13 protein-coding genes and 2 tRNA genes are annotated in these 15523 nt (G+C 69.4%); 11 read left to right on the top strand and 4 right to left on the bottom strand.

What is annotated here, in order from left to right; all coding sequences use genetic code 11:
• Positions 1–176 precede the first annotated feature (176 nt).
• Positions 177–1544, bottom strand: a complete 1368-nt coding sequence (locus QQ657_RS49530) for a zinc-dependent metalloprotease (protein WP_284749418.1) — start codon at positions 1542–1544, stop codon at positions 177–179.
• A gap of 91 nt (positions 1545–1635) precedes the next feature.
• Here QQ657_RS49530 and QQ657_RS49535 point away from each other — a divergent pair, with 91 nt between their 5' ends.
• Positions 1636–2742, top strand: a complete 1107-nt coding sequence (locus QQ657_RS49535) for a YlbL family protein (RefSeq protein WP_350310765.1) — start codon at positions 1636–1638, stop codon at positions 2740–2742.
• Here the strand turns inward: QQ657_RS49535 and QQ657_RS49540 are convergent.
• Entirely contained in the window at positions 2739–3269 is a 531-nt protein-coding gene (locus tag QQ657_RS49540; RefSeq protein ID WP_284749419.1) for a PPA1309 family protein, read from the bottom strand. The two genes, QQ657_RS49535 and QQ657_RS49540, sit on opposite strands and share 4 nt — an antisense overlap.
• A gap of 216 nt (positions 3270–3485) precedes the next feature.
• On the opposite strand from QQ657_RS49540, the gene QQ657_RS49545 reads away from it, so the two are divergent.
• Together QQ657_RS49545 and QQ657_RS49550 are read left to right on the top strand one after the other, a co-directional pair.
• On the top strand, positions 3486–6509 hold the full coding sequence (locus QQ657_RS49545) for a UPF0182 family protein (RefSeq protein ID WP_284749420.1): 3024 nt from the start codon (positions 3486–3488) through the stop codon (positions 6507–6509).
• Positions 6510–6576: 67 nt separating this feature from the next.
• Positions 6577–6650, top strand: a tRNA-Met gene (locus QQ657_RS49550).
• 51 nt (positions 6651–6701) lie between these two features.
• Here the strand turns inward: QQ657_RS49550 and QQ657_RS49555 are convergent.
• Positions 6702–8120 carry an FAD-dependent monooxygenase gene (locus tag QQ657_RS49555; RefSeq protein ID WP_284749421.1) on the bottom strand — a complete coding sequence of 473 codons (1419 nt, stop codon included), beginning with the start codon at positions 8118–8120 and terminating at the stop codon, positions 6702–6704.
• Between the two features lie 94 nt (positions 8121–8214).
• Here QQ657_RS49555 and QQ657_RS49560 point away from each other — a divergent pair, with 94 nt between their 5' ends.
• The 8 genes from QQ657_RS49560 to QQ657_RS49595 all read left to right on the top strand — a co-directional run bounded on the left by QQ657_RS49560 (position 8215) and on the right by QQ657_RS49595 (position 14167).
• The gene (locus QQ657_RS49560) at positions 8215–8799 is read left to right on the top strand and encodes a TetR/AcrR family transcriptional regulator C-terminal domain-containing protein (protein WP_284749422.1); all 585 of its coding nucleotides are present in this window, start codon (positions 8215–8217) and stop codon (positions 8797–8799) included.
• 77 nt (positions 8800–8876) lie between these two features.
• Positions 8877–8953, top strand: a tRNA-Met gene (locus QQ657_RS49565).
• A 378-nt stretch (positions 8954–9331) separates the two neighbouring features.
• Positions 9332–9832 (top strand): PadR family transcriptional regulator, encoded by a 501-nt coding sequence (locus tag QQ657_RS49570; protein ID WP_284749423.1) that lies wholly within the window; start codon positions 9332–9334, stop codon positions 9830–9832.
• A gap of 63 nt (positions 9833–9895) precedes the next feature.
• Entirely contained in the window at positions 9896–10996 is a 1101-nt protein-coding gene (prfB, locus tag QQ657_RS49575; protein WP_284749424.1) for a peptide chain release factor 2, read from the top strand.
• Between the two features lie 112 nt (positions 10997–11108).
• The gene (gene ftsE / locus QQ657_RS49580) at positions 11109–11798 is read left to right on the top strand and encodes a cell division ATP-binding protein FtsE (RefSeq protein WP_284749425.1); all 690 of its coding nucleotides are present in this window, start codon (positions 11109–11111) and stop codon (positions 11796–11798) included.
• A gap of 54 nt (positions 11799–11852) precedes the next feature.
• The gene (ftsX, locus tag QQ657_RS49585; protein ID WP_284749426.1) at positions 11853–12746 is read left to right on the top strand and encodes a permease-like cell division protein FtsX; all 894 of its coding nucleotides are present in this window, start codon (positions 11853–11855) and stop codon (positions 12744–12746) included.
• A gap of 45 nt (positions 12747–12791) precedes the next feature.
• Positions 12792–13274, top strand: a complete 483-nt coding sequence (gene smpB / locus QQ657_RS49590; protein ID WP_013223156.1) for an SsrA-binding protein SmpB — start codon at positions 12792–12794, stop codon at positions 13272–13274.
• A complete protein-coding gene (locus tag QQ657_RS49595) occupies positions 13271–14167 on the top strand; it encodes an amidohydrolase family protein (RefSeq protein ID WP_284749427.1) in 897 nt (298 codons plus the stop codon). Before smpB ends, QQ657_RS49595 begins: the two co-directional genes overlap by 4 nt.
• Here the strand turns inward: QQ657_RS49595 and QQ657_RS49600 are convergent.
• The gene (locus tag QQ657_RS49600; RefSeq protein ID WP_284749428.1) at positions 14157–15479 is read right to left on the bottom strand and encodes an acyltransferase family protein; all 1323 of its coding nucleotides are present in this window, start codon (positions 15477–15479) and stop codon (positions 14157–14159) included. The genes QQ657_RS49595 and QQ657_RS49600 overlap by 11 nt on opposite strands.
• Between the last annotated feature and the right edge of the window lie 44 nt (positions 15480–15523).

Genomic DNA, 15523 nt, shown 5'->3' on the forward strand with positions numbered 1-15523 from the left:
TCGACATCAAGCGGTTCCACATGCAGGCGCTGCGGCTGGGCGGGATGGGGCTGGACACGCTGCGGGAGCAGCTGGCCCAGCTGGACTGAGATCCGCCGTGGGGGGGGGGGGGCGCCCCCGGGCGCCGGCCCGCGGGGGGGCGGGCGGGCCCCCCCCCCCCCCGGTCCGGGTACTGCTCAGTTCTTGCTGTCGCCGTCCTCGGTGTCGTCGCCGGCGGACTCCGTGCGCTGCTCGCGCTCCGAACGTTCCGTGCGCTCCAGCTCCGCGATCGGGTCCAGGTCGTCCAGCGAACCCGTCTCGCCGACGCGGTCCGCGAAGTCGATCGGCTCGTCCAGGTCCTCCGCCGTCGGCATCAGGTCCGGGTGGGACCACAGGCCGTCGCGCTTCTCGAGGCCGTGGCGCTCGCCCACCAGGCTCCACAGGTTCGACGCGTCCCTCATGCGGCGGGGGCGCAGCTCCAGGCCGACCAGGGTGGCGAACGTCTGCTCCGCCGGGCCGCCCGTCGCGCGGCGGCGGCGCAGGGTCTCGCGCAGGGCGTCCGCTCCCGGCAGCCGGTCGCCGACCGCGTCGGCCACCACCACGTCCACCCAGCCCTCCACCAGGGCGAGCAGTGTCTCGAGACGCCTCAGCGCGCCCTTCTGCTCCTCCGTCGTCTGGGGCTCCAGCAGCCCGGACGACATCGCTTCCTCGATGCTCGCCGGGTTGGCCGGGTCGATCCGGCCGGCCAGCGACTCGAGGGCCGACGTGTCCACCGAGATGCCGTGCGCGAACTCCTCGACCGTCGCCAGCAAGCGCTGGCGCAGCCACGGCACGTGCGTGAACAGCCGCTGGTGCGCGGCCTCGCGCGCGGCCAGGAACACCAGGATCTCGCTGTTCGGCAGCTCCAGGCCCTCGGCGAACTTCTCGATGTTCGCTGGCAGCAGCGCGGACGTCCCGGCGGGCGCGAGCGGCAGGCCGATCTCGGACGCCGTCAGCATCTCCGACGCCAGCTGCGCGAGCGCCTGGCCGAGCTGGGACCCGAAGGCCATCCCGCCCATCTGCCCCATCATCTGCAGCAGCGGGCCGGCGGCTTCCTTGGCCTCCGCGGGCAGCGCCTCCATCCAGGCACCCGACACCTGGCGGGCGACCGGGTCGCACAGCCGCTGCCACGTCGGCAGCGTCTTCTCGACCCAGGTGCGCGGCGACCAGGCGACCGCCGACGTCGCGCCGGCCGGGAACTGGGTGGCCGCGTCCAGCCACAGCTCGGCGAGGTGGGCGGCGTCGCGGACCGCGGCGTTGGAGTCGTCGCCACCGGAGAAGCCGAGGCGGCTTTCACCGGTGTTGCCGGCGCTGCCCAGGGTCTGCAGGGCGATCTGCTTGGCGAGGTCGTAGTTCACCGGCCCGCTGGAAGTTCCGGCCTGGCTGAGCATCTGGCCCAGCTGGCTCAGCATCTGCCCGAGCTGGTTGAAGGCCTCGGCGCCGGACTGCTGTCCGCCTTCCGAGGGGTCGTTCTCACCTCGTTTGTCGGGATCGGAAGGTCCGAAGCCGAACGGGGGTTTGCTCATGCGTCCACCGTACGCGGGTCGGGAAGCCTCAAGCGCGCCATGTGCGTGGCCTTCACCGAGAAGCGAACACGGTCACCGTACGCTGTCGGGCGTGACCAAGTCCTCCGAGCAGACCGCGCCCGCGAAGAGCAGCCCGGACCCCGGTGCCGAGGCCGGCGGTGACGCCCGGCGGATGACCCGCCGCGGCTGGACGCTCGTGGTCAGCGGCTCGCTGTTCCTCGTCTTCGTGGTGCTCGGTCTGGTCGTGCCGGTGCCGTTCGTGGCGATCAGCCCCGGCCCGACCTACGACACGCTGGGTCGCGACGCCGCGGGCAACCCGGTCATCCAGGTCAGCGGGCACGAGACCCACCCGACGACCGGCGAGCTGCGGATGACGACCGTCTCGCTGCACGACGGCGTCACGCTCTTCCAGGGCCTCGGCTTCTGGGCCAGCGGCCGCTACGCGCTCGCGCCGCGCGAGGAGTACTTCAAGCCGGGCGAGACGAACGAACAGGTCAAGCAGGAGAACATCCAGCAGCTGCAGGACTCGCAGTCGAACGCCCAGGTGGCCGCCCTGCGCAAGCTCGGCTACCCGATCAAGGTGCTGGCGAAGCAGATCGTCTCCGGCAGCCCGGCCGACCACGTGCTCGCCCCCGGCGACAAGCTGATCACGGTGAACGGCAAGAAGATCGTCGAAGCCGCCGACGTCCGGGCCGCGCTGGCCGGCACCCTGCCCGGCCAGACCGTGCAGATCACCTTCCAGTCGGATGGGCAGCCGGAGCGCACGGTGCCGCTCACGCTCGCCTCACGCCCCGACCGCAAGGAGGGCTTCATCGGCCTCACCGCGGCCGACCGCGCCGAGGTGCCCTTCAACGTCAACATCTCGCTGCAGGACGTCGGCGGGCCGTCGGCCGGGCTGATGTTCACCCTCGCCATCATCGACCGGCTCAAGGGCGACGACATCGCGGGCGGCCGGCACATCGCCGGCACCGGCGAGATCACCGAGACCGGCGAGGTCGACCCGATCGGCGGGATCTCGTTCAAGGTCGTCGGCGCGCGCGAGGCCGGCGCCACCGACTTCCTGGTGCCCGAGCACAACTGCGCCGAGGCCAAGACCACCGCGCCCGACGGGCTCAACCTCATCAAGGTGTCCACACTGGACGACGCGCTCGCGCAGCTGGCCAACCTGAAGGCGGGGCGCCCGACGGCGTCCTGCTAGGGGAGGAGCGTCGCCTTGAGGGCCTCGAGGAGGTTCGGGGCGAGGTCGGGGCTCTCGACGATCTCGTCGACCGGCTCCTCGCCGCCGATCCCGCGCAGCCGCATGACGCACGCGCCTTCGCCTTCGCGCAGGACCGCGGCCACCAGGCGGGCCTCGGTCCGCCGCGGGTGGTCGGCGGCCGCGCGGCGCAGGCTGTCCGCGTCGGCCTCCGCGACGTCCGGCAGTTCCGACTCCGAACCCGGCGGCAGCACGATGATCTCCTGGGCGAGCGCGCACCCGATCACCAGATCGGGCCACGCGATCCGGGCCAGCGCGTCGGCGAGGTCGCCGTCGGGCAGCGCTTCCTGCGCCACCGGCGTCAGCGGGTTCGCCCGGTCGAGCTGGCCGGCCAGCTCCGGCTGCTCGTCCAGCAGCGCCGCCGTCGGCACCAGCGCGAACAGCTGCGGCGGCTGGTCCCAGCCGCCCGCGGCCATGAACTCCTCGATCTCGCGGGCGAGAGCGGCCACTCCGGCCTGCTGCGGTTCCATGCGCACATGGTTGCAGAGCCTTGTCCTGGTCAGCCCGCCACACCCCGGACGCCGGCCGCGGGTCCGCGCCGGAGCCTGGTGGCGGGCGACGGCCGGACAGGCCGGTTCGCGCGACCACGCCGCGAGTCCGGTTTGGGCGGGTCCCGGGAACTTCCCCGGGCATCCGTAGAGTTAGGGAATCAGGGGGCGCGTGCGCCCCTGCTCAAGTGCTGACGAATGACAGGAGCGTGCACCGTGGCGACTCGGCCCCCGGTGAGCCTGCCGAAGCTGTCCCGGCGGAGCCGGATCCTCCTCATCATCGCCGCGGTGATCGTGCTGGCGCTCCTGCTCGGAGCCCGCTTGCTCGACACGTACGTCGACTGGCTCTGGTTCGGAGAGGTCGGCGCGCGTTCGGTGTTCACGACCCAGGTGGTCACCCGCGTCATCCTGTTCTTCGCGGTCGGGCTGCTCGTCGGCGGCGCGCTCGCGATCAGCCTGATGATCGCCTACCGGACCCGCCCGGTGTTCGTGCCGATCTCCGGCGCCGACGACCCGCTGGCCCGCTACCGGTCCGCGATCGTCGCGCGCATCCGCCTCTTCGGCATCGGGATCCCGGTGCTCACCGGCCTCATCGCCGGGCTGTCCGCCCAGGGCGACTGGCAGGTCGTGCAGCTGTTCCTCAACGGCACTTCGTTCGGCCAGACCGATCCCGAGTTCGGCAACGACGTCGGCTTCTACGCCTTCGACCTGCCCTTCTACAACTGGCTGCTGGGCTGGCTGTTCATCACCGTCGTCATCTCCTTCTTCGGCGCGCTCATCTCGCACTACGTCTTCGGCGGCATCCGGCTGGCCGGCAAGGGCGGCCAGCTAGCCGGCCCGACCCGCGCGCAGCTCGCCATCACCGTCGGCCTCTTCGTGCTGCTGAAGGCTGCCGAGTACTTCTTCGACCGGTACAACCTGCTGTTGTCCGACCGGGGCATGCCGCTGTTCGTCGGCGCGACCTACACCGACCTGAACGCGGTGCTGCCGGCCAAGCTGATCCTGCTGTGCATCTCGGTGATCTGCGCGGTCGCGTTCTTCGCCGGTGCCTTCCTGCGCAACCTGCAGCTGCCGGCGATCGCCCTCGTGCTGCTGATCCTGTCGAGCATCCTCGTCGGCGTCGCGTGGCCGGCGATCCTCGACCAGTTCTCGGTGAAGCCCAACGCGAACGAGAAGGAAGCGACTTCGATCCAGCGGAACATGGACGCGACCCGCCGCGCCTTCGGCCTCACCGACGTCCAGTACCAGCCCTACACGGGCAACTCGTCGGCCACGCCGGACCAGCTCAAGGCCGACTCCGGGACGATGTCGAACATCCGGCTGCTGGACCCGAACATCCTCTCCGACACCTTCACCCAGCGCGTCGGGCGCGAGAACTTCTACGGGTTCCCGGCCAAGCTCGATATCGATCGCTACACGGTCAACGGCGTGACGCAGGACTACATCGTCGCGGCCAAGGAGATCAAGACCGAGGGCCTCACCGGCAACCAGACCAGCTGGATCAACAAGCACCTCGTCTACACCCACGGCAACGGCTTCGTGGCCGCGCCCGCCAACACGATCGACCGCGCGGTCAAGGACGCCAACTCCGACGGCGGCTACCCGATCGCCACCACCAGCGACACGCAGAACCCCGGCGGCGCCGGGTCGCCCGCTCCCGGCCAGCCGGGCATCGAGGTCAAGGAACCCCGGATCTACTACGGAGAACTGTCCGCCGCGGACTCCGACTACGCCATCGTCGGCGGCACGTCCGGCAACGCGCCCGGCGAGTACGACACCGCCACCGACCGCTACACCTACAAGGGCACCGGCGGCGTCTCGATCGACAACTGGTTCAACCGCCTCGCCTTCGCGGCCGAGTACGGCGAACGGAACATCCTGTTCTCCGACGCCATCGCGGACAACTCCAAGATCATGTACAACCGCGACCCGCGCGACCGCGTCAGCAAGGTCGCCCCGTGGCTGACCCTGGACGGCGACCCGTACCCCGCGGTCGTCGACGGCAAGATCCAGTGGATCATCGACGGCTACACCACGATCAACAACTTCCCGTACTCGCAGCAGACGCAGCTCGGCGCGGCCACCAACGACTCGCTCAACGGCGTCGCCCGCCAGGCCAACAGCTCGATCAACTACATCCGCAACTCGGTCAAGGCCACCGTCGACGCCTTCAACGGCACGGTCAACCTGTACTCGATCGACGACAAGGAACCGGTCCTCAACGCGTGGGAGAAGGTCTTCCCCGGGCTGGTGAAGCCGAGCTCCGAGATCTCCCCGGACCTGCGAGCCCACTTCCGCTACCCCGAGGACCTCTTCAAGATCCAGCGTGAGCTGCTGTCGCGTTACCACGTCAGCAACCCGCAGGAGTTCTACTCGCAGCAGGCGTTCTGGAGCGTCCCGCAGGACCCGACGGCCGAAGGCGGCTCCAACCCGGCCGCGGCCGGCGCCGCCAACCAGCCCGGCTACTACGTCCTCGCCGACACGCCGGGCCAGAGCAAACCGACGTTCCAGCTGACCAGTTCGCTCACCGGTCTGCAGCGGCAGTACCTCGCGTCCTGGATGTCGGTCTCCTCCGATGCCAACGACTACGGGAAGATCCGCGTCCTCCAGCTACCCAGCGCGGCCACCGGAGCCACCCAGGTCGACGGTCCGGTCCAAGTGCAGAACCGGTTCCAGAGCGATCCACGGGTGGCGCAGGACCGGACGCTCTTCAACAACCCCAACGTCATCCCGATCTACGGCAACCTGATCACGCTGCCGGTCGCACAGGGCTTCCTCTACGTGGAGCCCGTGTACATCCGGCAGCGCAACCAGAACAGCTATCCACAGCTGGCGCGGGTGCTCGTCTCGTACGGACCGAAGGTCGGCTACGGCGCGACGCTCCAGGAAGCCCTCGACCAGATCTTCGGCGCCGGCACCGGCGAGGCGACGACCACGCCACCCCAGGCGGGCCAGCCCACGACGACACCGCCGACCACGACGCCGAACCAGCCGACCACGACGCCACCCAACACCGGTGGCGGCAACGCGGCGCTGGACAAGGCGGTGACGGACATCCAGTCCGCCCTCGCCAAGCTGCGGGCCGCTCAGCAGTCGGGCAACTTCACGGACCAGGGTGCGGCTCTGGCGGCGCTGGATGCCGCGGCGAAGGAGTACGAAGCGGCCAAGACCGCGGCGCCCGGGACCAGCACTCCGCCGCCGAGTTCGCAGCCTGGAGGGTGACGTCGGTTACCTACGGGGTACCTGCTTTGCACCCCTCGGAAACGAGGGCGTAAGGTAGGTACTACGACGCGGGGTGGAGCAGCTCGGTAGCTCGCTGGGCTCATAACCCAGAGGTCGCAGGTTCAAATCCTGTCCCCGCTACGGAAGAAGAAGCGCGGTTGGCGAAGTTGGCCAGCCGCGCTTCTTCGTACGTCAAGCGAGCCAGCCGGTCACGGAACCCGTCGCCGAGGCCACGTAACCGTCCGGGCGGACCAGGACCTGCGTCAGGTCGGGCCAGGGGAGTTCCGGTACCTCGGCTACGACTACCTCCGGGTGCGGGGCCGTTGCCGGGGTTTTCGTCAGCAGGACGAACTTTCCACTGTGGAACAAGCTGCTCGCGAATCCTTCCCCCAGCCTGAAGTCCGGGAGGCGGGCGCCTGCCGCGGGGTGGGTTTCCGTTGCTCCGTAGTGGATGTCCAGACCGGAGACCATTCCCGACAGCTTGTGCTGGACCTCCGGGAGCGCCGTCAGGTCGCGGAACAGGGCTCGCAGCGCCAGCTGGTCCGGCGTCAGCGGGATCAGGGCGTTCTGGGCGGCCACGTTCTGCAGAACCCCGTTCGCCACCGCGCGACGCTCCGCTTCGTACGTGTCCAGGAGACCGGCCGGGGCGCGGCCGCGTAGTTCCGCTGCCAGCTTCCAGCCCAGGTTCATCGCGTCCTGGACACCCAGGTTCAGGCCCTGGCCGCCGGCCGGGAAGTGGATGTGGGCCGCGTCGCCTGCCAGGAGCACCCGGCCCACCCGGTACTTCGCCGCCAGGCGGCTGTCGTCGGAGAACCGGGAGATCCAGCGGATCTCTTCGATCTCCGCCTCCTCGCCGAAACGTTCGCGGACCGCCGCGCGGACTTCGTCCTCCGGTACCTCGGCGCGGAGGTCGGCCGGGCGGTTCAGGCGGTCGCCGTAGCTCAGGCGGTACAGGTTCGGCTCGCCCAGCGGGATCAGGCCGACGAACTTGCCCGGGCTGAGCGACGTCACCATGTTGCCCATCGACCGCCACTCCGTCGGCGCGCCCGGCGGCGTCGTCCGGAACAACACGTCCGCCGAGACGCCGTGGCCGCGGCCTTCGATTCCCTCGAACGGCAGGTTCAGGGCCTTGCGCACCGCGCTGCGGCCGCCGTCGCAGCCCACCAGGTACGCCGCGCGCACCCGGAGACCGCCCGCCGTGACCGTCACGCCGGCGGCGTCCTGCTCGAAGCCGGTCAGCTCGTGGCCGCGCAGCACCTTCACGCCCTGCTCGGCCAGCCGCTCCTCCAGCGCCGCTTCGACCTGCGCCTGCGGGATGCCCACCTGGTACGGGTGCCGCGTGTCCCAGCCGGTGTAGCTCACCGGGATCACCGCGAAGTGTCCGTCCGCGACAGTCGCGAACGACCGCTGCTCCGCCCGGCCCAGCAGGCCGCGCAGATCCAGCACCTCCGCCGTCCGCGGCTGCAGGTTCAGCGCCTTCGACAGTCCCGTGCGGACGGGCAGGCGCTCGAGAACCACGACGTCGACCCCGGCCAGCGCCAGCTCGTTCGCCAGCATCAGCCCGGTCGGGCCCGCCCCCGCGACGACCACCTCGGCGTTCAGCTCGTTCATCCCCAGCTCCTTAACAACGTTAAATTGACCTGACCCGAGGATGCCCTTAACATCGTTAAATTGTCAAGCCGGTACCGCGAGGAGAACCGAAAACATGGCCCTGACCAGGCAGGACATCGCGCGTTCGGGGTTGAAGCTGCTCAACGAGGCCGGCCTCAACGGGCTCACGCTGCGGCTGATCGCCGCCGACCTCGGGGTCAAGGCGCCGGCGCTCTACTGGCACATGAAGAACAAGCAGGAGCTGCTCGACGAGATGGCGACGCAGATGTACGCCGATTCGGTCGAGGACCGGCGGCCGCCGGACTCGCTCGGGGAGTGGGAGGCCGCCGCGTACGCCGCGCGGGCGCTGCGGCGGATGATGCTGTCCTATCGCGACGGCGGGAAGGTCTTCGCCGGGACCTACCTCGGCGACATGAGCCTGGTCGGCGAGCACCCGCTGCGCCGGAGCATCGAGGCCGGGCTGGACGAGGCGCGGGCCAGTCGCGGGGTCTTCACCATCTACTGCTTCGTCGTCGGCTTCGTGATCGAGGAGCAGGCCGTCCGGCCGATGCCGGGCGAGTTCGACGAGCGGTACGCCCAGTCGGCCGGTCAGGCGGTGCTGGGCGACGCCGACGCCCGGTTCGAGGACGGCCTGCAGATGGTCCTCAGTGGAGCACGCCAGTGGCTGGGCGTGGCGTAACCGCAGGTCAGCCACTTCGGGTACCCCGGTGAAAGCCTGATGGCCACCCCGTGTAATCTATTCAAGTACCACAACGGCGCGGGGTGGAGCAGCTCGGTAGCTCGCTGGGCTCATAACCCAGAGGTCGCAGGTTCAAATCCTGTCCCCGCTACCACGAAGAGGCACGTTCTCGGAAATTCGGGAACGTGCCTCTTTTGTCATGTTCGCACGAGTTTCACTGCCGACTTTTCCGCGAAACTGTCGAATCACTGCGGATCCCACGATGTGAACGCTGTTTCCCTGCGGTAGCGGTGCGTGTCCGGAGTCCGCCAAGCGAGGAGAATAGCCCGCCGGGCTCACCTGCCTGGCCGTGTCGGGGCGGCTCGCGTGCGGCTGGTTGGACCAAAGTGCCGCCCCGGTGGTTGCACAGCGTGTCCGGGGTCCACAGTGGACCTGGTCGCATTGGGCCGAACGAGGGGATCTCACTAGCCACAATGGACAGATCTGCTGACCACTGTGGACACAGCGGCCGATAAGTGGGAATCTAGGGAACGTGTCCGAATTGAATGCAACAGCCGCCGCCCTGCTCGGTCTGCTCCACGACGGTCCCGCCACCGGCGGGCAGCTCGTCGCGGGAGCGGGTGAGCGATTCGGCGCCTTCTTCAGCGTCACCCGCAGCCAGGTGTACCGGGAGCTCCCGGCGCTGTCCAAAGAAGGTCTCGTCCGGCTCGGCAAGCAGGGCCCGCGCTCCAGCCAGCAGTACCTGATCACCGCCGCCGGCAAGAAGGCCTTCAAGGCCTGGCTGACGTCCGAGGCCGGTCCCGACCACCTGCGCAGCCCGCTCATCCTGCGGCTCGTGCACGCGGCGTCGCTGACCGCGAAGCAGCGCCAGGTGCTGCTCGACTCGGCCCGGACGAGCTACGGCCAGCAGCTCGACGACGCGAAGGCGGCCACCAAGGCGGCCGACGGGCCGTACGAAAAGGCCGTCGCCGAGTTCGCCCAGGCTCAGGCCAAGGCCGCGCTGAAGCTGCTCGACGCCATCCCCGCGGCCTGAGGTTCGCGCGCCCACGACCGGTCCTCGCAACCGGTCGTGGGTTTTGCCGTAACCTTGACAAACGTGAGTGATGAGTTCGACGCGGCACTGAGGGACCTGACCGGCAAGCTGACGCAAATCGAGTCGGTGATGGACCTCGACGCGCTGCGCGCCCAGGTTGCCGACCTGGAACAGCAGGCATCGAGCCCCAACCTCTGGGACGACCCGGAGGCGGCGCAGAAGGTGACGAGCCAGCTGTCCCACCGGCAGGGCGAGCTGCGCCGGGTCAGCGAGCTGCGCCAGCGGCTCGACGACCTGGCCGTGCTGTACGAGCTCTCCGAGGCCGAGGGTGACTCCGGCAGCATGGCCGAGGCCGAGACCGAGCTCGCCGACCTCGGAAAGGCCATCGACGGCCTCGAGGTCCGCACCCTGCTCTCCGGCGAGTACGACGACCGCAACGCCGTCGTCACCATCCGCTCCGAGGCCGGCGGCGTCGACGCGGCCGACTTCGCCGAGATGCTGCTCCGCATGTACCTGCGCTGGGCCGAGCGCCACGGCTACCCGACCGACGTCTACGACATCTCCTACGCCGAAGAGGCGGGCATCAAGTCGGCGACGTTCAAGGTGAGCGCCCCCTACGTCTACGGCACCCTCTCGGTCGAGCAGGGCACCCACCGGCTCGTCCGGATCTCGCCGTTCGACAACCAGAGCCGCCGCCAGACGTCGTTCGCGCACGTCGAGGTGCTGCCCGAGGTCGAAGAGGTCGACCACGTCGACATCGCGGAGAAGGACATCCGCGTCGACGTCTACCGGTCGTCCGGCCCGGGTGGACAGAGCGTCAACACGACCGACTCCGCGGTGCGCATCACGCACCTGCCGACCGGCATCGTCGTCTCCTGCCAGAACGAGAAGTCGCAGTTGCAGAACAAGGCCGCCGCGCTGAAGGTCCTCCAGGCCCGGCTGATGCTGCGGAAGAAGGAAGAAGAGCGCGCCGAGATGGACGCGCTCAAGGACGGCGGCTCCAGCTGGGGCAACCAGATGCGCTCCTACGTGCTGCACCCGTACCAGATGGTCAAGGACCTGCGGACCGAGTTCGAGGTCGGCAACCCGACCGCGGTCCTCGACGGCGAGATCGACGGTTTCCTCGACGCCGGCATCCGCTGGCGGAAGCAGACGGGCGCCTGATCGGCGCAGCGGGTGTCCGCGCGACCGCTCACCGTGCGCAAACACCCGCTGCTCCACCCGGGTGGACCGGGCAACCGGGGCTTCACGAGACCGGTGGGTAGTATGCCGAATCGTGATCCGGCTCGAAGAGGTTTCCAAGGTCTACAAGACCTCGACGCGGCCCGCGCTCGAGCGGGTGTCCGTCAACATCGAAAAGGGTGAGTTCGTCTTCCTCATCGGTCCCTCGGGATCGGGGAAGTCGACCTTCCTCCGGCTGCTGCTGCGCGAAGAGACGCCGAGCAAGGGCCGCGTGATGGTGTCCAACTTCGACGTCGCCAAGCTGGCCCGCCGCCGCGTCCCCCGGCTGCGGCAGACCATCGGCTGCGTCTTCCAGGACTTCCGCCTGCTGGCCAACAAGACCGTCGCGGAGAACGTCGCGTTCGCCCTCGAGGTCATCGGCAAGCCCGCCCCGACCATCAAGAAGGTCGTGCCCGAGGTGCTGGAGCTCGTCGGCCTCGACGGCAAGGCGGACCGGCTGCCCAACGAGCTCTCCGGTGGTGAGCAGCAGCGCGTCGCGATCGCGCGCGCGTTCGTGAACCGGCCGCTGGTGCTGCTCGCCGACGAGCCGACCGGGAACCTGGACCCCGACACCAGCCAGGACATCATGCTGCTGCTGGAGCGGATCAACCGCACCGGCACGACCGTCCTGATGGCGACGCACGACCACGGCATCGTGGACTCCATGCGGCGCCGCGTCGTCGAGCTGCAGCTCGGCCGGGTGATCCGTGACGACGCCCGCGGTGTCTACGGCATCGGCCGCTGACTCCGGCATTCCCCGCCCCGCCAACGCCCCCGACCACAAGGACCAGACCCCGACATGCGTGCCAGTTTCGTCTTCAGTGAGGTAATCACCGGCCTGCGCCGGAACATCACGATGACCATCGCGATGATGCTGACCACGGCCGTGTCGCTCGCCATGCTCGGCGGCGGCCTCCTGGCCGTGCGCACGATCGACAAGATGAAGTCCAACTTCCTCGCCGACGTCGAGGTGTCGGTCTACCTCACCGACGACATCAGCGCGACCGACAAGAACTGCACGCAGTCGCTGTGCCAGTCGCTGCGGTCTTCCTTGCAGAGCAACGACGGTGTCGAGTCGGTCGTGTTCGAGAACCGCGACCAGGCCTTCGACCGGTTCAAGAAGATCTTCGAGAGCCAGCCGGAGCTCGTCCAGCTGACCGGACCGGAGTCGCTGCCCGCGTCGCTGCACGTGAAGCTGAAGGACCCGGACCGCAGCGAGTCGATCGTGCAGGAGTACGGCACCAAGCCGGGCGTGCGGAAGGTCGACGACCAGAAGAAGTTCCTCGACCGCGTCTTCAACGCCTTCAACGGTGTCCGCAACATGGCCTTCGGCGCCGCGCTCATCATGGCCATCGCGGCCCTGCTGCTGATCGCCAACACGATCCAGGTGTCCGCGTTCACCCGGCGCACCGAGGTCGGCATCATGCGGCTCGTCGGCGCGACGCGCTGGTACACGCAGCTGCCGTTCCTCCTGGAGGCGGTGGTCGCCGGCGTGGTCGGTGCGGTCCTCGGGATCATCATGCTGATCATCACCAAGGCCGGCTTCCTCGACTCGGTGTTCACCGGGGACGTGTTCCCGAAGATCACCACGCTGGAGCTGCTGTTCCCGGTGGCCCCGATCCTGCTGGCGGTGTCCGTGGTGATCTCCGCCATCACCGGTTACGTCACGCTGCGGTTGTACGTCCGGCACTAGTTTAACCAGCTGCTTGTCGTTTCGAGAATCACGTAGAGTGGTCGTATGCCCAAGGAACGTGGCCAGAAGGTGATCGTGTCGAACCGCAAGGCGCGGCACGATTACTCCATCCTCGACACCTACGAGTGCGGTCTCGTGCTGGTCGGCACCGAGGTGAAGAGCCTGCGCGAGGGCAAGGCGTCCCTGGCGGACGCGTTCGCGACGGTCGACGACGGCGAAGTGTGGCTGCGCAACGTGCACATCCCGGAGTACACGCAGGGCACGTGGACCAACCACATGCCCCGGCGGACCCGGAAGCTGCTGCTGCACCGGCGTGAGATCGAGAAGCTCATCGGCAAGACCAAGGAGAGCGGGCTCTCCCTGGTGCCGCTGTCGATGTACTTCAAGGACGGCAAGGTCAAGGTCGAGATCGCGCTGGCCCAGGGCAAGAAGGCCTACGACAAGCGGCAGACGCTCGCCAAGCGCGACGCGGACCGGGACATCAGGAAGGCCATGGGCCGTGCGCTGAAGGGCCGGTTCACGGAGTGACGGCCGGCCCGGCTTCCGATGCCGACGTCGCGAGCTGGGCGGCGTCGCTGGGCCTGCCGGGCCTGGTCGACCTGCACGTCCACTTTCTGCCGAAACCGGTGATGGACAAGGTCTGGGCGTACTTCGACCGGGCCTCGACGCACTACGGCACGGACTGGCCGGTGCACTACCGGACGTCCGAAGCGGACCGGCTGGACACCTTGCGCTCGCTGGGCGTCCGCCGCTTCGCGCCGCTCGTCTACCCGCACAAGCCGGGGATGGCGCAGTGGCTGACCGAGTGGGCGCTCGAGTTCGCCGCGCGGGTTCCGGACGCGGTGCCGACCGGGACGTTCTACCCCGAACCCGGCGCCGGGTCCGCTGTGGACGGTGCGCTGCGCGCCGGCGCCCGGGTGTTCAAGGCGCACGTGCAGGTGGGCGCGTACGACCCGCGTGACGACCTGCTGAAGCCGGTGTGGGGCGCGCTGGCCGACGCCGGCGTTCCCGTCGTCGTCCACTGTGGACACGGTCCGTTGCGGGGCGACTTCACCGGGTTGTCGGTCTTCGAAGAGGTCCTGGCGCGGCACCCCGACCTGACGGCGGTGCTCGCGCACGCGGCGATGCCCGAGTTCGGGACGGCGTTCGACCTGCTGGCGAAGTACCCGCGGGTGCACTTGGACACCACGATGGTCGGGGTCCCGTTCGCGGAGAAGATGTCGCCGCTGCCACCGGACTGGACCACGCGGCTGGCGGACGTCGCCGACCGCGTCGTGCTCGGCACGGACTTCCCGAACATCCCGTACTCCTATGCGACACAGCTGCAGGCGATCGCCGGCTGGGCGGCCGACGATCGCCTGGGCGAGCCGTTCCTGCGGGCCGTCCTGCACGACACCCCGCTGAAGCTGCTCACCGCCTGACGGCGGCCCGTTCCGTGACGGCCACGGCGCGGCCCAGCAGGTCGACCACCGGAACCTGCTTGCCCGCCAGGAGGAACCCGGCCGCCGCGAGGACGATCCACGGCACCGGGCCGTGCGCGATGCCATCCGAAAGCGGCGCGAACCCGTGGGCGGCCAGGCCGAGCAGGCCACCGGAGATCATCAGCCCGGCGACGACCAGCTGCGGCACCCTCGCGGTGACTTCGGCGGTGTCGCGCTGCATCTCGAAGTGCGCGAACAGCCGCAGCAGGCCCAGCAGCACCAGCCCGCACACCGCGAACCACGCGGGTGCCATGACGAGCCAGAGCAGCGTGCCCGGTGCGGGCGTCTCGTAGCCGAGGCCGTAGACCGTCACGCCCGCCACCACGATCAGTGCCGGCATGTGCCAGAGGTAGACGGTCATGAACCGCGCGCCGAGCCAGCTCAGCGCGTTCCCGATGCCGGGACGTTCCGCGAGCGCGTTGAGCTGCGGCCGGAAGGCGAGCAGCAGGCCGATCTGGCCGACGGCGAGGAAGGCGAGCAGCACGGTCGGCGGGCTCATGTTCGACACGGGCGCGCCCGGCATGCCGATCATGCTGGCCGGGTACGGGCCGAAGGTGACCATCAGCGCGGTGATCCCGAAGCCGGCGGCCGACAAGCTGAGTGCGGCGCGGCGGGTGAGCGAGCCGAGGCGGCCTTCGACGTAGTGGAAGCCGAGCTGGTGGACGGCGACCCAGACGAAGATCGCGTTGGCGTAGCCGACATAGCCGAGATCGTTGAAGCGCGCGACGTCGACAAGGACACCGGCGACCCCCATGACCAGGGGCACCTTCAGGCCCCAGCGCCGGTGCGCGGCGACCATCAGCGGCGTGAGGAGCACGACCAGGACGTAGACCGCGAGGAACCACAGCAGCTGCGCGGCGATCGCACTGGCGACCTGCAGTGGCTGCGGCGGGATGCCGAGACCGCGCAGGAAGTCGGGCATGACGAGCCAGACGGCCATCAGCGGCAGCACCGGCAGCATCAGCCGCTTGAGCCGCGCGCCGAGCCAGGTCCGCGTCGACTTCGCGCGGTTCAGCGAAATGAGGTTCGCGGCACCGCCGGCGAAGAACACCAGGGGCATGACCTGCGACAGCCAGGTGACGACCCACCAGCCGGGCGTCGCGAGCGCGTTGCCGGTGGCGAGGGTGCCGCCGGAGTAGGAGAGCACCGGCATGACCCAGTGCTGGGCGATGACGGCGAGGATGGCCCCCGCCCGGACGACGTCGAGAAACCTGTCCCGGCCGCCTCGTGCGACCCCCTGGCTTGTCTGCATGCGCTAAGACTGGCCGGTTCGACCTGCGGGAACAGCGGTGCTGA

Origin of the sequence: Amycolatopsis ponsaeliensis (assembly GCF_030182635.1) — a bacterium.
GTDB lineage: Bacteria > Actinomycetota > Actinomycetes > Mycobacteriales > Pseudonocardiaceae > Amycolatopsis > Amycolatopsis ponsaeliensis.

Bases quoted from the DNA above. Each gene is read 5' to 3' on its own strand.
- QQ657_RS49560 (WP_284749422.1), top strand. From the start codon at position 8,215: ATGGCCCTGACCAGGCAGGACATCGCGCGTTCGGGGTTGAAGCTGCTC.
- QQ657_RS49540 (WP_284749419.1), bottom strand. From the start codon at position 3,269: ATGGAACCGCAGCAGGCCGGAGTGGCCGCTCTCGCCCGCGAGATCGAG.
- QQ657_RS49600 (WP_284749428.1), bottom strand. From the start codon at position 15,479: ATGCAGACAAGCCAGGGGGTCGCACGAGGCGGCCGGGACAGGTTTCTC.
- QQ657_RS49555 (WP_284749421.1), bottom strand. From the start codon at position 8,120: ATGAACGAGCTGAACGCCGAGGTGGTCGTCGCGGGGGCGGGCCCGACC.
- smpB (WP_013223156.1), top strand. From the start codon at position 12,792: ATGCCCAAGGAACGTGGCCAGAAGGTGATCGTGTCGAACCGCAAGGCG.
- ftsX (WP_284749426.1), top strand. From the start codon at position 11,853: ATGCGTGCCAGTTTCGTCTTCAGTGAGGTAATCACCGGCCTGCGCCGG.
- QQ657_RS49545 (WP_284749420.1), top strand. From the start codon at position 3,486: ATGACAGGAGCGTGCACCGTGGCGACTCGGCCCCCGGTGAGCCTGCCG.
- QQ657_RS49530 (WP_284749418.1), bottom strand. From the start codon at position 1,544: ATGAGCAAACCCCCGTTCGGCTTCGGACCTTCCGATCCCGACAAACGA.